This is a genomic window from Neobacillus sp. S1115 (assembly GCF_055385565.1).
Genome location: NZ_AP038275.1, coordinates 5,896,682 through 5,914,243, shown reverse-complemented (window position 1 = coordinate 5,914,243; position 17,562 = coordinate 5,896,682). Strand labels below are relative to the sequence as shown.

The window sequence follows — 17,562 nt, the reverse complement described above, 5'->3', positions numbered from 1 at the left end:
TGTCACTTTATTGGTTTTTTAGAAAAAAAGGAGGGGATTTTATCGTAATCTGACTTTTATCGTTTTAAAGATTCGTAGATTTCAAAAACGTAAGGGATTGAGGGGAGAGGCATTGAAGAAAAAGATGAAAAAGAAGATGAGGAAGAAGCAAAATCGTGTGCTTTCATCGCTATCCGTCATGGCGATGTCTATTAGTTTGTTCTCACCACAAGCATTAGCTATTGAAACAACTAACCAGGTACCAGGAGAAACTGTGACACCGACGGATCAAGCGCCAGAAGAAAGTAAGGCGTCAACGGAACAGGTACCAGGAGGAACAGGGGCAGCAACTGAACAAGTACCAGTTGAAAGTGGGGCACCGGCAGAACCCGTGGCAGGAGAAAGCGGTGCACCAACTGACCAAAAACCAGCAGAACAAGAGGTACAATCCAATTCTGCCCCACAAATCAATCATACGCCAGTGACGAACTTGGAACAACCGGAAGATATCAGTATCTCAGCAAAAATTGCAGACGATCAAGCCATCACGGAAGCAAATGTTTTTTACAAAACGAAAAACGATACCGATTTTAAAAAGATGCCCATGACGGCCGGAACCGTTGATGGGAATGGATTTACAGACTATGCGGTTACTATTCCGCAATCTGCCATCGAGGGGGCTGCTAGCCTTCAGTATTATATTGAAGCATCGGATGGGGTGAATGTTACCCGGAATCCTGCTGAACCAAGCGAACTATATACGATTCAAATTGGTGAAGAAGTGGGTGGCGAAGGGCCTTATTTGCAAATCACTGAGGTTTTGTTTAACTCCTTGGATTATAGTTCAACGATGGGCGAGTCCTACGAATACATTGAACTTTATAATAACAGCAACCGGCCCATCCCTTTGAATCAATATAAGCTTAGATACGGAAATTGGGCGAATCCCTCACTTAATGAGTTTGAGATTCCTGGTGATCGAATTCTGCAGCCCGGTGAAACGATTGTCCTTTGGAACCAAAAAACGAACCAAGATGCGACTATTCAAGATTTTATCGCCAACTATGGCGGAGTCATTTCCGAGAATCAGATTGCTATTTTAGAACCTTTTTATGGATTTGTTAATACCGGTGGACACAATTTTACCTTAATGACCAAAACAGGAGAAATTGTTTCGAAGGTTACTTATAATCTGCAAGGAAGTTCTACGGATAAATCAGATGATCAAAATGGCAAAAGTGCTGTTTATAAAGCCGAACCAACTGGTGATCCACTCATGACGAAGATGGCTAGTAAAGTCTCGCCAACACCAGGAACGGTTTTGCCTGAGCAAATGCCGGATAAGAAAGTGCAGCTTCCGGAGGACTTTTTAAAGCCAATCATTCAACATATGATTCCAACGGGTTCTACTAAGGTACAGGATGTACCTATTACTGCCTATGTGACAGATGACCAAAATGTAAAGGGAGCAAATTTATTTTATAAGAAAAAAGAAGATGAAACCTTCCAATCAATCCCGATGACTTCCGGTACGGACGGTCAATATCATGCCGTCATTCCTAAAGAGGCGCTGGAAGGGACTACAAAGCTTCAATACTATATTGAAGCCACAGATGGTTTGAATGTGGGAACTACATTGGATACAGAAGGAAAATTGTTCGAGATTCAGGTTGTTAAGTCGAACAAGCAGGTTGAATCCAGTCTATTGATTACCGAGATTGTTCCTGCCAATGTTGGTACGGAGAAGTATGAGTATGTAGAGGTTTACAACAATACCAACAAAGAAATCAATCTAGAAGATTATAAACTTCTTTTTGAAAATCGAGGCGGTGCTTCAACGCTGATCGATATTCCAACTGATTTTGTTTTACCAGCTCAGGAAACTGCCGTTGTCTGGCTTCAATCCTATGACAGTAAGAATGAGAGTGTTGCCCAATTCAAAGCTCACTATGGTACAAAACTTGATGACAGCAAGGTACTGCCTGTTTATTGGAATGGTCTTGGCCTGCCGGATGCCGATGAGGGCAGAATTCTGATTGCTGCCGATGCCGCTTATCCTGTTTCACATGCGGATAAAGGGATCATTTCTCAAGCATGGTTCAGTGTCACACAGGACGATGCCATTGATGGAAAAAGTGTTGTCTATGAGTATCCAAAGGATGGAAGTAACCGGATGTTCTTAAGAGGCTCTGGTCAACAGCCGACACCAGGTGTGCTGGTAAATGCCCAAGTGCCGGATGTGCCGGTGGAAGTGGCGGTAGACGAAGTGAGTCCAGTCATATCTCATCAGCCTTCAACAGAAGCTCAGGAGATAAAGGATTTTACTTTGGAAGCAAAGGTAACCGATGACCAATCTATTAAGCAAGTGAATTTGTATTTTAAACGGAACGGTGCAAGCGAGTATACACGTGTGAATATGCTCCGTTCAGATGATGGAAAATATGTTTCTGAACTCATTCCGCGTTACCAAATACTGAATGCAGAATCTATTGAATACTATTTCACGGCGACGGACGGATTCAATGCTGTATCTACCCTGGATGATGGCGGTAAGCCTTATCAACTTACCTTTGCTGGTCAAACGGAGCCATTGTTGTTAAACATTAAGGATGGTGAATACCTGCGTGGAACTGAGGTTTTGGAGGGGCGCAGCAAGACAGCTGATCATCATTTAAGTATGTCGATCGATGGTCAAGTGCTTGAAACGCAGCCGTCTATGCCGGAAGATGCGTATATTTCATTTGAAGCGCAGGATATGCAAGCCTCCTTTAATAACGGGCTATTTGTTAATGATGAACTTGCTTCAATCATGCCGGGTGTGACCAATTATAAATCTGCTATGCTGCCATTACCAAAGGAAATGATCAAACCTGGAGTAAACAAAATAACCTTGACCTCAGGGAATAAAATTGATCCTAAAGGATTAGAAGGAAATAACGATGATTACAGGCTGCAAAATGTGGAAATCCTGCTTTGGAATGGGGACAAACCAGCGATCACTGCCCAAATTCAGTCAGATACCGGGAAATTAACACCAGTTGCGGATCCGAAGGCAAGAATCCTCATTAAGGATACATTGCCGCAGATCCACTATACGATTGATATTCCTGCGTCTGCATTCCCTGCTGTTGCAAAAAAAATGGATACAACAACGTTAACAGATGGAGAGCATCAGCTGCAGCTTACCAGCGCAAATGGTGAATCGATTTCGAAAAAAGTGGTTGTAGATAACACGGCACCTATTATTGAAAATCTTTCTATTGAAGACGGAAAATCCTATAAAGAGCAAGTGAGCTTAAGTGTGACTGCAACAGATGCTGGTTCTGGAGTAGAGAAAATCACAGCCTTATTGGATGGAAAACCGGTAGAGCTTCCTTTCTCTCCAAATTTGGAGGCTGGTGCCCATACATTGGAAGTGAGTGTAACAGATAAAGCGGGAAATGTAGCAACGAAAAAAGTATCCTTTACGATGATTAACCATAACCCGGATCAGCCAAGTGAAGCAAAGCCTTCCGGTGATTCGAAGGTAAATGGCAAAGCGGATCTTAGTGTCAAAGTGACCGACCCAGACGGCGATGCCATGGATGTTAGTTTTTACAAAGCGTATAAATACGACTTTGCTGGAGGATCACAGATCGCTGCTTATTCCAACAAGACTGACCGCGAGCCGCCATTAGAATTAGTTCCTTCCGGAGAGGAAGCTTTCTCTAAAGATGCTATTGCAAAGGTAAAAGAGAAAGATGGCCAGTATTTCGTGAACGATACAAATGGTGAATTTCCCTATCACCGATTCGATTTTACAATCGATAAAGAGCTCTCGCCAACTGATGAAGTAGAGGTCGTATGGAATGGTCATTCCCTTGAAGGGCGCCAAGTAACGATGTATACGTGGAACTATAATACTCTAAAATGGGAAAGGGCTACTTCCGGAATTGGCAATGAGGACTTTGAATTACGAGCGAAAGTGAATGCAGGGGACATGGTGCGCGATAATACGGTGCATGTGTTAATTCAAGATTTATTCCCATCACCAGAAGATGTAGATTTCACCTTTGCATGGGTGAGTGATACCCAGTATTATGCAGACGCCTATCCAGACATTTATCGAACCATGATGAAATATCTGGTTGATCAAAAGGATGAAAAGAAAATTATCTATTCGATTCATACAGGGGATATCGTAGACGATTGGTACCGTCCGGACGAATGGGCTGTTGCCGATGAAAGTATGAAACTGCTTGATGATGCGGGTATGAACTACGGGGTAGTTGCCGGAAACCATGACGTCAACTTCTCTGAAGCGGATTACTCCGAGTATTACAAGTATTTCGGCAGAGATCGGTTTGAGAAGCAGCCAACGTATGGCGGTGACAACCACAACAACCGTGACCATTATGATCTTGTTTCTCAAAATGGCCAGGATTTCATCGTTATGTATTTAGGCTGGGATGTTCAAGGGGAAACCATTAAGTGGGCGAATGAGGTTCTGCAAAAATATCCTGATCGTCAAGCCATTATCGCCACTCATTCTTACATTACGCCAAGCGGTGCCTATGGAGGGGACGGCCAGAAGATTTGGACTGACATTGTCGCTCCAAATAAGAATGTATCTATGGTCCTTTGCGGCCACTATCACGGGGTGGCCTATAATGTAAAACATACGGATGATGGCAGAACGGTTGTCGAAATGTTGTCCGATTATCAGTCTGGATTAGAAGGCGGCAGCGGATATATGCGTTTCCTTCAATTTGACCTTGATAATCAAAAAATTCATGTCAATACGTATTCGCCATACAAGGATGACGAAAACTTCTTTGACGAACCAGGCAAAGATGAATTTGACATTGATTACCAAGTAAGACCTACCGCTAAACAAGTGGCTACTGATTATATTGGTGTCAATGTATATACAGATGAACAAATCGGCACAAGTGAGAACATCCAAAGCGGATCGGCTGCTAGTGTGGAGTGGAAGAAGCTTCCGGGAAATAGCTTCAGCAGCTGGTATACGAAGGTGACCGATAAATTTGGTGGTACAGCCGTGTCGGATGTTTGGAGATTTAAGACGGGGGCACCGGTTGATAGACCCAATAGAGGGGCGAATCGGGGGTCAAATTCTGAGTAAGTTATAGAGGTTATAAGTAGGGGGTGAGACCCTTACTAAGTTAAAGCGGTAATAAGTAGGGGGGTGAGACCCTTACTAAGTTAAAGAGGTTATAAGTAGGGGGGATGAGACCCTTACTAAGTTAAAGCGGTCATAATTAGGCGGGGGCAGACCCCGACTCGGTTAAAGCGTTAAAGCGTGAGGGTTGTGCAAAGGGCATGGCCCTATTTTTTTGTTCGTGAAATGCCTAGATTGGTGGTCAGCCCCCCCAATCGGGGCTTCTTTAATCCGATGGAATGATCGAGTTGTTGTTCATATGTTTGTACAGGTTAAAACGCCCGACAAAAGTCATGGTTGTTATCCTGTTTTCCTCTCAATTACTCTATCGGCATAGGTATTTGGTTCTGTTTATCCATTATTATCAAAATTTTACAGATTTATAGTTTATTAGGGAATCTAAATATGCTATTATTTGGAATAATCAAATTATTCCGGGAGGATTAGGATGAAAAAGAAGAAACGACTTGGGTACATAATTTCCAGCGGGGTATTGGCCTCGACAATTATTTTGGGGGCAACGTCGGTTTTTGCCGAACCAACGACTACACCAAATGGACCTTGGGTACAGGACCAGCAAAATCTTTCCTTTGCAGGCTTGATGTCGAATGAGCAATTGGAAGCTAAATTGAAACAATTGGAGCAAGCATCCAACGGAAAAGTAGAGCTCGAGCAATTTGGAACTTCTAACGACGGCTACCCGCTATATGTGGTAAAACTGGGAGATAATAATCCAAACAAGAAACGCGTATTGGTCTATACGCAAATCCATGGCAATGAGCCGCTTGGTACGGAAGCGGCAGTCGAATTAATTCAAAAACTTTCTGCCGGCGGAAAAGAAGCTGAGCAAATTTTGGACAAGGTGAACATTTGGTTCGTCCCGCGTATCAATCCGGACGGGACCGCCAATCAATTTGAAGGCAAGCCTTACCCTACAAGATACTCCCATCAAACATTTGATCCAGTAAAACTAGGTCTGCCGGAAGGTACTAAAGCTCCTTGGTATTACAATGCCAAGGGAAGCGAACGGGCTGTCAATAATGATGGAAACGTTGTTTATGGCATTCCGGGGTTTGACCTAAACCGGGATTTCCACCCGAATTATGACTTTGACGTAAATGAAGAGATAAAGAAAAATCCACAAAAAGTGGCGGATATCTTGAATAACTCTAATACAAACAATGGTTCACAGGCAGCGCTGGTCTTCTCACCGGAAACACGTGCCTTGACCAAACTGGTAAAGGACTTTGCTCCGGATGTCGCCATCGACATTCATCACCGTGGATTCAACCAATTATCGGAAGAAGACAACCGTTCCGTCTCCATTCAGCTGTTAGGCCTGTTTACGACGAAGCCATATACAGATCCTTTCAGCGGAAAAACATATTCGGTGGATCCAGATGTGGAAACACTCAGCAAAAAGGTGAACGCCGTTGCTTATGAATCCTTACAGCGCGGAAACTCATCGTATGGCGCCATTCAAAAATACCCTCAGGTGAACTATCCGGGCTCAGGTTTGGGGGCGATTCAGTTAAATGGTACAGCCACGATGCTGATTGAAATCAAAGGTCAGACGCAGACATTGGGCCAAAAGCAAAACGGAATGCTGAAGGAAACCGCGAAAGTGCCAGTCATGGCAGTCCTAAACAGCTTGGCCGATGGTTCCATTGAAAACGTAGACCCTGCAGTGTATGATGAGATTCCTGATTATGCCTTGGGAGTAAATCCAGGCGGGAAGTGATTGTAGGAAGTGACCGAAGGGACGGTTCTTGAGCCGATCAGAACCGTCCTTGTGAAAGGATTAGTAAACTTCCTGCATAACTTGCATTGGTACCGTTGAGAATTAGCTGTTATTATTCATTGTTGATTTTCATTTAGGTATGAGAATTCATAGGCGGAGAAATTCCGGGTAATGTATAAAAGGAAGCTTAAAAAGCGGATATAAGCGGACATATTCCGATTAACAGCTCTGAATAAGACAAAATCCAAAGATTCGGATCATATAAACGGAAAAACTTCCTTTATTTTTAAGGGAATTTGGGGATTTCCCAATATAAACGGAATTTTACCGTTTATTTTTCAAACACTGTGAAATCAATGTTCAGTTATTTTATAAAATTAAATCCACAAGAATAAAAGGTTCAAATCATATGCGATTTGAACCTTTTATTCTTGTGATCAGAAGCCGAACCCGTTAACCTAATTCCTATTGCTTCATTAATCCACTTTTGTTGAGATTCACAATGGAAGGAAAGGGTGAACTAGCAAACGGGAGCGAATGTTTGGTAAGATTGCCTAAGAGGTGCCTGTCACCTAAATGAATATGAAGCAGAAGAATCGTCCGAGACCACTGAAATGGATTAAAGACATTTTCACTCTAAATCGAAAGTTTTGTCTTTAATAAGTTGGATTAAAGACATTTTCACCCCAAATCGAGGTAGTTTTGTCTTTAATAAGCCGAATTAAAGACATTTTCACCCCAAATCGAGGTAGTTTTGTCTTTAATAAGCCGGATTAAAGACATTTTCACTCTAAATCGAGGGAGTTTTGTCTTTAATAAGCCGGATTAAAGACATTTTCACCTTAAATCGAGGCGGTTTTGTCTTTAATAAGCCAATGTTAGGCGTGTTTTTTCAATGATTTCGAACCGTCCCCATGCTTCATAAGGAAGTGAACGGAATGAAAGAAGCTATACAATTTAATGATGTTAATTACTCTATTGATGGTCAGCCGATTTTGAGGGATATTTCAGGGGCTTTTTATGATGGGGAGATTACGACTTTGGTGGGGCCTTCGGGGGCTGGGAAGACGACACTGTTGAAGTTGTGCAATGGGCTGTTGTCGCCAAAGGATGGAGACATTATCGTGCATGATCAAAACATAAATGATTATGACCCCGTGGAATTGCGGCGGAAGGTTGGGATGGCGCTTCAAAGTGCGCCGATGATTGATGGAAGTGTACATAAAAATTTAGCACTGCCCCTAGAACTGCAGGGAAACCAGCTTCCAGATTTACAAGCCATAGATTTATTAAATGATGTGGGTTTGTCAGAGGATTTCCTACAAAGGAACAGTAAGGAATTATCTGGTGGGCAGCGTCAGAAAGTATCGATCGCCCGTACGTTGGTGAATCATCCGGAGATATTATTACTGGATGAAATTACTTCGTCTCTCGATCAAGTTTCGCAAAAGGAAATTGAGGAACTGATTGTCAAAATCAACCGGAAGTATGGCGTGACGATTGTTTGGATCACACACAACTTAAAACAGGCTTTAGATGTCGGGACGTATACATGGGTGATGATGGCAGGGGAAATCGTTGAAACGGGAAAAAGTGAATTATTAGAATCGCCAAGCAACGAGCGAGTAAGGCAGTTTGTTAAGGGGGAATTGGGATGAGCACCATGGCCTTAATCTTTTCGCTCATTTTCGTCCTCATTCCCATTGTATTATCGAAGACCTTGAATCTTGGCCTGGAAAAAGATGCGACGATCGCCGTCGTCCGCTCCATCATCCAATTGCTTGCTGTGGGTTATATTCTTAAATTTGTGTTCGACACCAAAAGCATTATTTACATATTCTTAATGGTTGCGGTGATGATTATTGCTGCGACTTTAAATGCACGTAAAAAAGGAGCAGCGATTAAAGGGATCACGTGGAAAATTGCGGTTACGTTAATTTTTATCGAAGTGTTAACTCAAAGCATCTTACTTGGGTTCAATATTACACCCCATACCGCCCAATATATCATTCCCATCAGCGGAATGATGATTGGCAATGGAATGGTCCTGGCTATCCTGTTTCTTAATCGGTTTATTGCGGAGACCGAGTCCCATCAGGACCAGGCAGAACTGATCCTATCTCTTGGAGGAACACCTAAACAGGCCGTCCACACCCAGTTGATGACCTCGATCAAAGCAAGTATGATTCCAACAATTGAGAGTCAAAAAACGATTGGACTGGTTCAGCTCCCTGGGATGATGAGCGGCCAAATTATCGCAGGTGCGAGCCCTGTACAAGCCGTTCAATTCCAGCTGCTCGTGCTGTTCCTGCTATTAACGACAGCATCCATCACAAGTATCATGCTTGGGTTCTTGTCTTATCCAACGTTATTTAACCAACGTATGCAGATAGTGAGAAGTAAATGAAGCATGGGGACGGTTCTGCTGCCTCACTTTGAGGCGGAAGAACCGTCCCTGTGCTTTACAATTCCAATATTGAAATTTATTCTTTTAGTTTCAACATCAACGGCATTCCTTTTTTTACTGTGGCCGTGAAGATTTGCGTATCCGGCGGATTTAACATTTTCTAATTGATTGATCAGTTTTTCGGGGCTTTCGTTTAGTGGCGAATCTCGAAACTGTTCGTCCTCCATTCTTATTATGAGATAATCCAATAGGATGAAATTACCAGTTGAAATCCATGCGTAAAGGGTATATATTATTACTCCAGTCACTTTTTTTGGTGACGAAATACATTAGGATATGAAACAATAATGTTTTTATCTTGATTAAATGAAAAAAACTTTTAGTTGAATTATAGTACCAATGGTGTTATGATGTAAAAGTCGCTTTTGAAAAGAGCGTTCAAGTCAATTGCAATTGGAAATAATTGATGGTTGATAGATTGCGAGAAATGCGATACAATATAATTCCTGTCACTTTTACAAATGACAAAGATAGTTCTTTGAAAACTAAACAAACAAAAACGTCAACAAACAATAATGATCATGTTTCTTCTATTTAATATAGATAAACATGAGCCAACGTAACATTTTTGAGCTAATCAACTCAACTTTATTGGAGAGTTTGATCCTGGCTCAGGACGAACGCTGGCGGCGTGCCTAATACATGCAAGTCGAGCGAATCACTGGGAGCTTGCTCCCGGTGGTTAGCGGCGGACGGGTGAGTAACACGTGGGCAACCTGCCTGTAAGACTGGGATAACTTCGGGAAACCGGAGCTAATACCGGATAATTTCTTCCCTCACATGAGGGAAGGTTGAAAGTCGGTTTCGGCTGACACTTACAGATGGGCCCGCGGCGCATTAGCTAGTTGGTGAGGTAACGGCTCACCAAGGCGACGATGCGTAGCCGACCTGAGAGGGTGATCGGCCACACTGGGACTGAGACACGGCCCAGACTCCTACGGGAGGCAGCAGTAGGGAATCTTCCACAATGGACGAAAGTCTGATGGAGCAACGCCGCGTGAGCGATGAAGGCCTTCGGGTCGTAAAGCTCTGTTGTCAGGGAAGAACAAGTATCGGAGTAACTGCCGATACCTTGACGGTACCTGACCAGAAAGCCACGGCTAACTACGTGCCAGCAGCCGCGGTAATACGTAGGTGGCAAGCGTTGTCCGGAATTATTGGGCGTAAAGCGCGCGCAGGCGGTCCTTTAAGTCTGATGTGAAAGCCCACGGCTCAACCGTGGAGGGTCATTGGAAACTGGGGGACTTGAGTGCAGAAGAGGAAAGCGGAATTCCACGTGTAGCGGTGAAATGCGTAGAGATGTGGAGGAACACCAGTGGCGAAGGCGGCTTTCTGGTCTGTAACTGACGCTGAGGCGCGAAAGCGTGGGGAGCAAACAGGATTAGATACCCTGGTAGTCCACGCCGTAAACGATGAGTGCTAAGTGTTAGAGGGTTTCCGCCCTTTAGTGCTGCAGCTAACGCATTAAGCACTCCGCCTGGGGAGTACGGCCGCAAGGCTGAAACTCAAAGGAATTGACGGGGGCCCGCACAAGCGGTGGAGCATGTGGTTTAATTCGAAGTAACGCGAAGAACCTTACCAGGTCTTGACATCCTCTGACACTCCTAGAGATAGGAATTTCCCCTTCGGGGGACAGAGTTACAGGTGGTGCATGGTTGTCGTCAGCTCGTGTCGTGAGATGTTGGGTTAAGTCCCGCAACGAGCGCAACCCTTGATCTTAGTTGCCAGCATTCAGTTGGGCACTCTAAGGTGACTGCCGGTGACAAACCGGAGGAAGGTGGGGATGACGTCAAATCATCATGCCCCTTATGACCTGGGCTACACACGTGCTACAATGGATGGTACAAAGGGCAGCGAAGCCGCGAGGTGGAGCCAATCCCATAAAACCATTCTCAGTTCGGATTGCAGGCTGCAACTCGCCTGCATGAAGCCGGAATCGCTAGTAATCGCGGATCAGCATGCCGCGGTGAATACGTTCCCGGGCCTTGTACACACCGCCCGTCACACCACGAGAGTTTGTAACACCCGAAGTCGGTGGGGTAACCGCAAGGAGCCAGCCGCCTAAGGTGGGACAGATGATTGGGGTGAAGTCGTAACAAGGTAGCCGTATCGGAAGGTGCGGCTGGATCACCTCCTTTCTAAGGATAATGCAGTCCTTATGGACTGATAAGAAGTTGACTGTTTCTTGTTTGTTTAGTTTTGAGAGAACAATCTCTCAAAACTTTCGTTCTTTGAAAACTAGATAATCGTATAGAAGAAGTAACCAAGTAAGAACCGAGTAATCGCCATTTTAGTTTTTCTCTCTTATTTTTAAGAGTAAGTAAAACCTTTTAGGTTAAGTTAGAAAGGGCGCACGGTGAATGCCTTGGCACTAGGAGCCGATGAAGGACGGGACTAACACCGATATGCTTCGGGGAGCTGTAAGTAAGCGCCGATCCGGAGATTTCCGAATGGGGAAACCCACTGTTCGTAATGGAGCAGTATCTTTACCTGAATACATAGGGTATTGAAGGCAGACCCGGGGAACTGAAACATCTAAGTACCCGGAGGAAGAGAAAGCAAACGCGATTCCCTGAGTAGCGGCGAGCGAAACGGGAACAGCCCAAACCGAAAGGCTTGCCTTTCGGGGTTGTAGGACACTCAACATGGAGTTACAAAGGAACGGGGTAGATGAAGCGGTCTGGAAAGGCCGGCCATAGAAGGTAAAAGCCCTGTAGTCGAAACTTCGTTCCCTCCTGAGTGGATCCTGAGTACGGCCGGACACGTGAAATCCGGTCGGAAGCAGGGAGGACCATCTCCCAAGGCTAAATACTCCCTAGTGACCGATAGTGAACCAGTACCGTGAGGGAAAGGTGAAAAGCACCCCGGAAGGGGAGTGAAAGAGATCCTGAAACCGTGTGCCTACAAGTAGTCAGAGCCCGTTCATGGGTGATGGCGTGCCTTTTGTAGAATGAACCGGCGAGTTACGATTGCATGCGAGGTTAAGTTGAAGAGACGGAGCCGCAGCGAAAGCGAGTCTGAATAGGGCGAATTAGTATGTAGTCGTAGACCCGAAACCAGGTGATCTACCCATGTCCAGGGTGAAGTCCAGGTAACACTGGATGGAGGCCCGAACCCACGCACGTTGAAAAGTGCGGGGATGAGGTGTGGGTAGCGGAGAAATTCCAATCGAACTTGGAGATAGCTGGTTCTCTCCGAAATAGCTTTAGGGCTAGCCTCACGTAGTTAGAGTCTTGGAGGTAGAGCACTGTTTGGACTAGGGGCCCTCATCGGGTTACCGAATTCAGACAAACTCCGAATGCCAATGACTTATCCGTGGGAGTCAGACTGCGAGTGATAAGATCCGTAGTCAAAAGGGAAACAGCCCAGACCACCAGCTAAGGTCCCAAAGTATACGTTAAGTGGAAAAGGATGTGGAGTTGCTTAGACAACCAGGATGTTGGCTTAGAAGCAGCCACCATTTAAAGAGTGCGTAATAGCTCACTGGTCGAGTGACTCTGCGCCGAAAATGTACCGGGGCTAAACGTATCACCGAAGCTGTGGGTGGACACCTTGTGGTGTCCGCGGTAGGAGAGCGTTCTAAGGGCGTTGAAGCTAGACCGTAAGGACTGGTGGAGCGCTTAGAAGTGAGAATGCCGGTATGAGTAGCGAAAGATGAGTGAGAATCTCATCCACCGTATGCCTAAGGTTTCCTGAGGAAGGCTCGTCCGCTCAGGGTTAGTCGGGACCTAAGCCGAGGCCGAAAGGCGTAGGCGATGGACAACAGGTTGATATTCCTGTACCACCTCTTTATCGTTTGAGTGATGGGGGGACGCAGGAGGATAGGGTAAGCGCACTGCTGGATATGTGCGTGCAAGCAGTTAGGCTGGTGAATAGGAAAATCCGTTCACCTTAAGGCTGAGCTGTGATGCCGAGGGAATTATAGTACCGAAGTTCCTGATTCCACACTGCCAAGAAAAGCCTCTAGCGAGATAAAAGGTGCCCGTACCGCAAACCGACACAGGTAGGCGAGGAGAGAATCCTAAGGTGAGCGAGAGAACTCTCGTTAAGGAACTCGGCAAAATGACCCCGTAACTTCGGGAGAAGGGGTGCTTTTTGGGGTGAATAGCCCCGAAGAGCCGCAGTGAATAGGCCCAGGCGACTGTTTAGCAAAAACACAGGTCTCTGCAAAGCCGCAAGGCGAAGTATAGGGGCTGACGCCTGCCCGGTGCTGGAAGGTTAAGAGGAGGGGTTAGCGCAAGCGAAGCTCTGAATCGAAGCCCCAGTAAACGGCGGCCGTAACTATAACGGTCCTAAGGTAGCGAAATTCCTTGTCGGGTAAGTTCCGACCCGCACGAAAGGCGTAACGATCTGGGCACTGTCTCAACGAGAGACTCGGTGAAATTATAGTACCTGTGAAGATGCAGGTTACCCGCGACAGGACGGAAAGACCCCATGGAGCTTTACTGTAGCCTGATATTGAATTTTGGTACAGCTTGTACAGGATAGGTAGGAGCCTGAGATGCCGGAGCGCCAGCTTCGGTGGAGGCGTCGGTGGGATACTACCCTGGCTGTATTGAAATTCTAACCCGCACCCCTGATCGGGGTGGGAGACAGTGTCAGGTGGGCAGTTTGACTGGGGCGGTCGCCTCCTAAAGTGTAACGGAGGCGCCCAAAGGTTCCCTCAGAATGGTTGGAAATCATTCGCAGAGTGTAAAGGCACAAGGGAGCTTGACTGCGAGACCTACAAGTCGAGCAGGGACGAAAGTCGGGCTTAGTGATCCGGTGGTTCCGCATGGAAGGGCCATCGCTCAACGGATAAAAGCTACCCTGGGGATAACAGGCTTATCTCCCCCAAGAGTCCACATCGACGGGGAGGTTTGGCACCTCGATGTCGGCTCATCGCATCCTGGGGCTGTAGTCGGTCCCAAGGGTTGGGCTGTTCGCCCATTAAAGCGGTACGCGAGCTGGGTTCAGAACGTCGTGAGACAGTTCGGTCCCTATCCGTCGTGGGCGCAGGAAATTTGAGAGGAGCTGTCCTTAGTACGAGAGGACCGGGATGGACGCACCGCTGGTGTACCAGTTGTCTTGCCAAAGGCATCGCTGGGTAGCTATGTGCGGACGGGATAAGTGCTGAAAGCATCTAAGCATGAAGCCCCCCTCGAGATGAGATTTCCCATAGCGTCAAGCTAGTAAGATCCCTGAAAGATGATCAGGTTGATAGGTCAGAGGTGGAAGCGCGGTGACGTGTGGAGCTGACTGATACTAATCGATCGAGGACTTAACCAAGTCATAATTAAGTAAGGTGAACTCGTTCTTATATACTTCTTCTGCATTATCTAGTTTTGAGGGAATGAAACCTCTAATTCAATAGGTCCGGTAGTAATGGCGAGAAGGTCACACCCGTTCCCATCCCGAACACGGAAGTTAAGCTTCTCAGCGCCGATGGTAGTTGGGACGCAAGTCCCTGTGAGAGTAGGACGCTGCCGGGCAAACAAAAAGACAACCTGAATTGGTTGTCTTTTTTTTTCAAAACGACTTACATTAACTAGATTATCTCCACCCTGTTTCCAAATCAATCTCTGAACTCAAACCGGTACTTCCAATTTATTCATTTGCGAAATGCTGTTTGGTGAAGAAGAAGGGAAAGGTTTTTTCTATACATGTATAGAATAAGTAGTTATATCTGTTAAAGGTGGGTGTTTTGATGCTTCAACATGAATATGGATGGGTTCGGCAGACTAGAGGTACTCTGTTAGATTTTTGTGGGAATATAGACCCTAATCATTTTACTCAAACAAATGGTTTCGGTTGGCAAAGTGTAAGAGACACATTGGTTCATATAGCAGATTGCTATGTTGCATGGCTTGGCTCATTTGTTTTATTGAAGACAAAAAAACCACTTACTCCAAGAGAACAATTACATAATCTCAGTATAGAGGAAATAAAAGCACGATTTGAGCAAGTAGATTCAATCGTAAATGAATTATTAGAACTACATGGACATAAATTAAACGTGCTAATTGAGAGAGACATCCCTTGGAGAGAAGCACCTGAACGATTATCTATTACTCCCCGTAAATTGCTCATGCACACCATCACTCACGAGTTTCATCACAAGGGACAAATAGCAGCCATGCTCCGTCAGATGGGTTATGAGCCCCCAAATACAGATGTATTAGGAACAGAAGATTAATTTAATATTGAAGTATTTTTGGTGATGTTTAATTGACATTGCCTTTTTCGTTGAGTAAGTTTGTGATCTGGCAGTTAGTACAATGTAATCAGTAGGTGACAGTCACAAGCCACCAACCTAACGGTAAAAGGTGCAGGGAGAAGTGTTAGCAACACTTCTCTTGCTTGTTCCTAGAAAATATCCCACCTAGAAATTTTTTAGAGAACTTACCTAACCCCGCCACCCCAGATTTCTCTACCGCCAGTATGGCCAGTGTTTTGATGGACGTCTTCATCGACGAGTTGAAGGACGCCTGGTTCTTCATTGTGGTGCCAGGTGAACCCCTCAGGAGTGTTCCCTTGTCCTAGCTGTGCGATATCATGTTGGTCTAGTCCTATTTGTTGGGCTAGAGCTGAATCTGATTGGATTGCCTCATATAATTCTTGATTCGCGCAGGAGAAATGGACATTGTCTGATTGGAGGTAAAGCTCTTCCGGCAAATGAACCTCAACGTCACTTTCAAATACAGGGAAGGTACCTGTCACGTATTCACCACTTGGTAATTCTACGGTTTTTTCGATAAAAGGTACTCCTGTTTCGGGATGAAACTCTCCATTTAAATGGTCGTTTCTTGTATCAAGGTCCTCTGCATCAACAAAATCGGCTCCATCAATAAGATCCGCTACGCCTACCGCTAACATGGAAATGGCCGCTACTTTTCCGATGTTTTTAACACCCTGAAGTGCTTGTTCCTTATCGCCCTTTTTTAAGCCTTCATACGTGGTGCCTGCGCTTTTTGCTGTGTAGGTGATCGTGCTGCCAATTCCTTTAAGCGTTCTGCCGCCAGAGTCTTTCAAATCGCTGAAGCCCTCTTTTTTTGCCTGCTCGTCTTTCTTGATGACTCCGTATGTGCCTTTTACGGCTCCATCGATGAAATGACCGGCATTATCTAATGCAGTCGTTGATGCCAGCTTAATTCCATCACCGACTTCCTCTACCCATTCGGATTTAACTGCCTTTCCCGCTAGTTTGACGCCGCCTCCAACAACACCGCCTGCCAAACTGCCAATACCTTTACCAACTGTCCGAAAAAAAGCCACCTCAATCGCTCCTATCTATTATTCTCTAACTAATAATAACTGTTTCATATCTCCGTGAACTAAGGCGCCGCTACCACCTGATGAATAAAAATAGATATAATAAATGCCTGCCCTTTTGGCAGAATGGACTGGTTGGTAGCCGTTATTCCATTCCTTTATGTCTTTAATCCATACGTAATCCAGGGCTTTTCCATTTCCTTTGTACCGAATCGCGGCCCGATCGTTAAGTTTTAATTCTCCTTTTATGAACTCTATTTTCATCTCCATCATGTCATCACTATATTTTCTTAAGTAGGTTACCTGACCAATGAACTTGAATCTCTTTAGGTTAAGCGTATCGTTGTTTTTAGCTTTGGTCTTGGTGGTTGCTGCTGCAGGTGTTTTAGAATGTAGTTCATTGGCTAATGTCTTTTTGGATTGCAGCTTAGGTTTCTTGAAAGTGAAAAATTGGATGAGCGATCGTTTTTTCCAAGGATTTTGCTGCCGACGGCGTTGTTTGATTTTTTTAATATGCGCTTTTGCTTCTTCCCGATACTGCTGTCTTAAGAGCGCTCGTTGGTTTCGTATCTGGGCTGCAGACTTGGCGTCCTCCATTCTAATCATCAAGCCCAGACCGCTAATGTCAAACAATGCGCCCAATAGGAAAATAGCCGCGGATTCTTTCATTTTTGAATCAATCGATTTTAAGATTTCAAAATGTTTATTTGTTTTAAGATTGAAGTATTCTCTTAGGAACTCCCCAACAACATAGTCCTTATAAGAAGAAGCTTCTACTAGTTTTACCGCCATATCATTATTCTTAACGGCCTGGCTAGTTACGATAAAAAACAATAAATCGTTTCCAACATAGTCGCCTGCACCTAAATCCTGAAAATATTCCCTATTAAAATTGTTTAAATATGTCAAAAACCTTAGATCACTCTGTAATTGCACTAATGCTTTCTTCATTAACAAAATCCC

7 protein-coding genes and 3 rRNA genes are annotated in these 17,562 nt (G+C 44.9%); 8 read left to right on the top strand and 2 right to left on the bottom strand.

What is annotated here, in order from left to right; translation table 11 throughout:
• Positions 1–112: 112 nt before the first annotated feature.
• From ACZ5B7_RS28755 to ACZ5B7_RS28720, 8 genes are all read left to right on the top strand, one after another.
• Positions 113–5,104 (top strand): lamin tail domain-containing protein, encoded by a 4,992-nt coding sequence (locus tag ACZ5B7_RS28755; RefSeq protein ID WP_464491975.1) that lies wholly within the window; start codon positions 113–115, stop codon positions 5,102–5,104.
• A 484-nt stretch (positions 5,105–5,588) separates the two neighbouring features.
• Positions 5,589–6,881, top strand: coding sequence for a M14 family zinc carboxypeptidase (locus tag ACZ5B7_RS28750; protein WP_464491974.1), 1,293 nt, complete (start codon positions 5,589–5,591; stop codon positions 6,879–6,881).
• Positions 6,882–7,819: 938 nt separating this feature from the next.
• Positions 7,820–8,539 (top strand): ABC transporter ATP-binding protein, encoded by a 720-nt coding sequence (locus tag ACZ5B7_RS28745; protein WP_464491973.1) that lies wholly within the window; start codon positions 7,820–7,822, stop codon positions 8,537–8,539.
• Complete coding sequence (locus ACZ5B7_RS28740; RefSeq protein ID WP_464491972.1) at positions 8,536–9,288, top strand: ABC transporter permease; 753 nt, start codon at positions 8,536–8,538, stop codon at positions 9,286–9,288. The genes ACZ5B7_RS28745 and ACZ5B7_RS28740 overlap by 4 nt, the downstream gene beginning before the upstream one ends.
• 648 nt (positions 9,289–9,936) lie before the next feature.
• A 16S ribosomal RNA gene (locus tag ACZ5B7_RS28735) occupies positions 9,937–11,486 on the top strand.
• 195 nt (positions 11,487–11,681) lie between these two features.
• Positions 11,682–14,616: ribosomal RNA gene (locus ACZ5B7_RS28730) — 23S ribosomal RNA — on the top strand.
• A gap of 86 nt (positions 14,617–14,702) precedes the next feature.
• A 5S ribosomal RNA gene (rrf, locus tag ACZ5B7_RS28725) occupies positions 14,703–14,819 on the top strand.
• Together the 16S, 23S and 5S rRNA genes form the textbook arrangement of a ribosomal RNA operon.
• Before the next feature lie 215 nt (positions 14,820–15,034).
• Positions 15,035–15,523, top strand: coding sequence for a DinB family protein (locus ACZ5B7_RS28720; protein WP_464491971.1), 489 nt, complete (start codon positions 15,035–15,037; stop codon positions 15,521–15,523).
• 206 nt (positions 15,524–15,729) lie between these two features.
• Here ACZ5B7_RS28720 and ACZ5B7_RS28715 read toward each other — a convergent pair whose 3' ends face one another.
• Entirely contained in the window at positions 15,730–16,602 is an 873-nt protein-coding gene (locus ACZ5B7_RS28715) for an HNH endonuclease (RefSeq protein ID WP_464491970.1), read from the bottom strand.
• Positions 16,603–16,620: 18 nt separating this feature from the next.
• Entirely contained in the window at positions 16,621–17,550 is a 930-nt protein-coding gene (locus ACZ5B7_RS28710; protein ID WP_464491969.1) for a hypothetical protein, read from the bottom strand.
• Positions 17,551–17,562 lie beyond the last annotated feature (12 nt).

Coding starts and splice junctions, on each gene's coding strand:
- ACZ5B7_RS28750 (WP_464491974.1), top strand. CDS start 5,589: ATGAAAAAGAAGAAACGACTTGGGTACATAATTTCCAGCGGGGTATTG.
- ACZ5B7_RS28745 (WP_464491973.1), top strand. CDS start 7,820: ATGAAAGAAGCTATACAATTTAATGATGTTAATTACTCTATTGATGGT.
- ACZ5B7_RS28740 (WP_464491972.1), top strand. CDS start 8,536: ATGAGCACCATGGCCTTAATCTTTTCGCTCATTTTCGTCCTCATTCCC.
- ACZ5B7_RS28720 (WP_464491971.1), top strand. CDS start 15,035: ATGCTTCAACATGAATATGGATGGGTTCGGCAGACTAGAGGTACTCTG.
- ACZ5B7_RS28710 (WP_464491969.1), bottom strand. CDS start 17,550: ATGAAGAAAGCATTAGTGCAATTACAGAGTGATCTAAGGTTTTTGACA.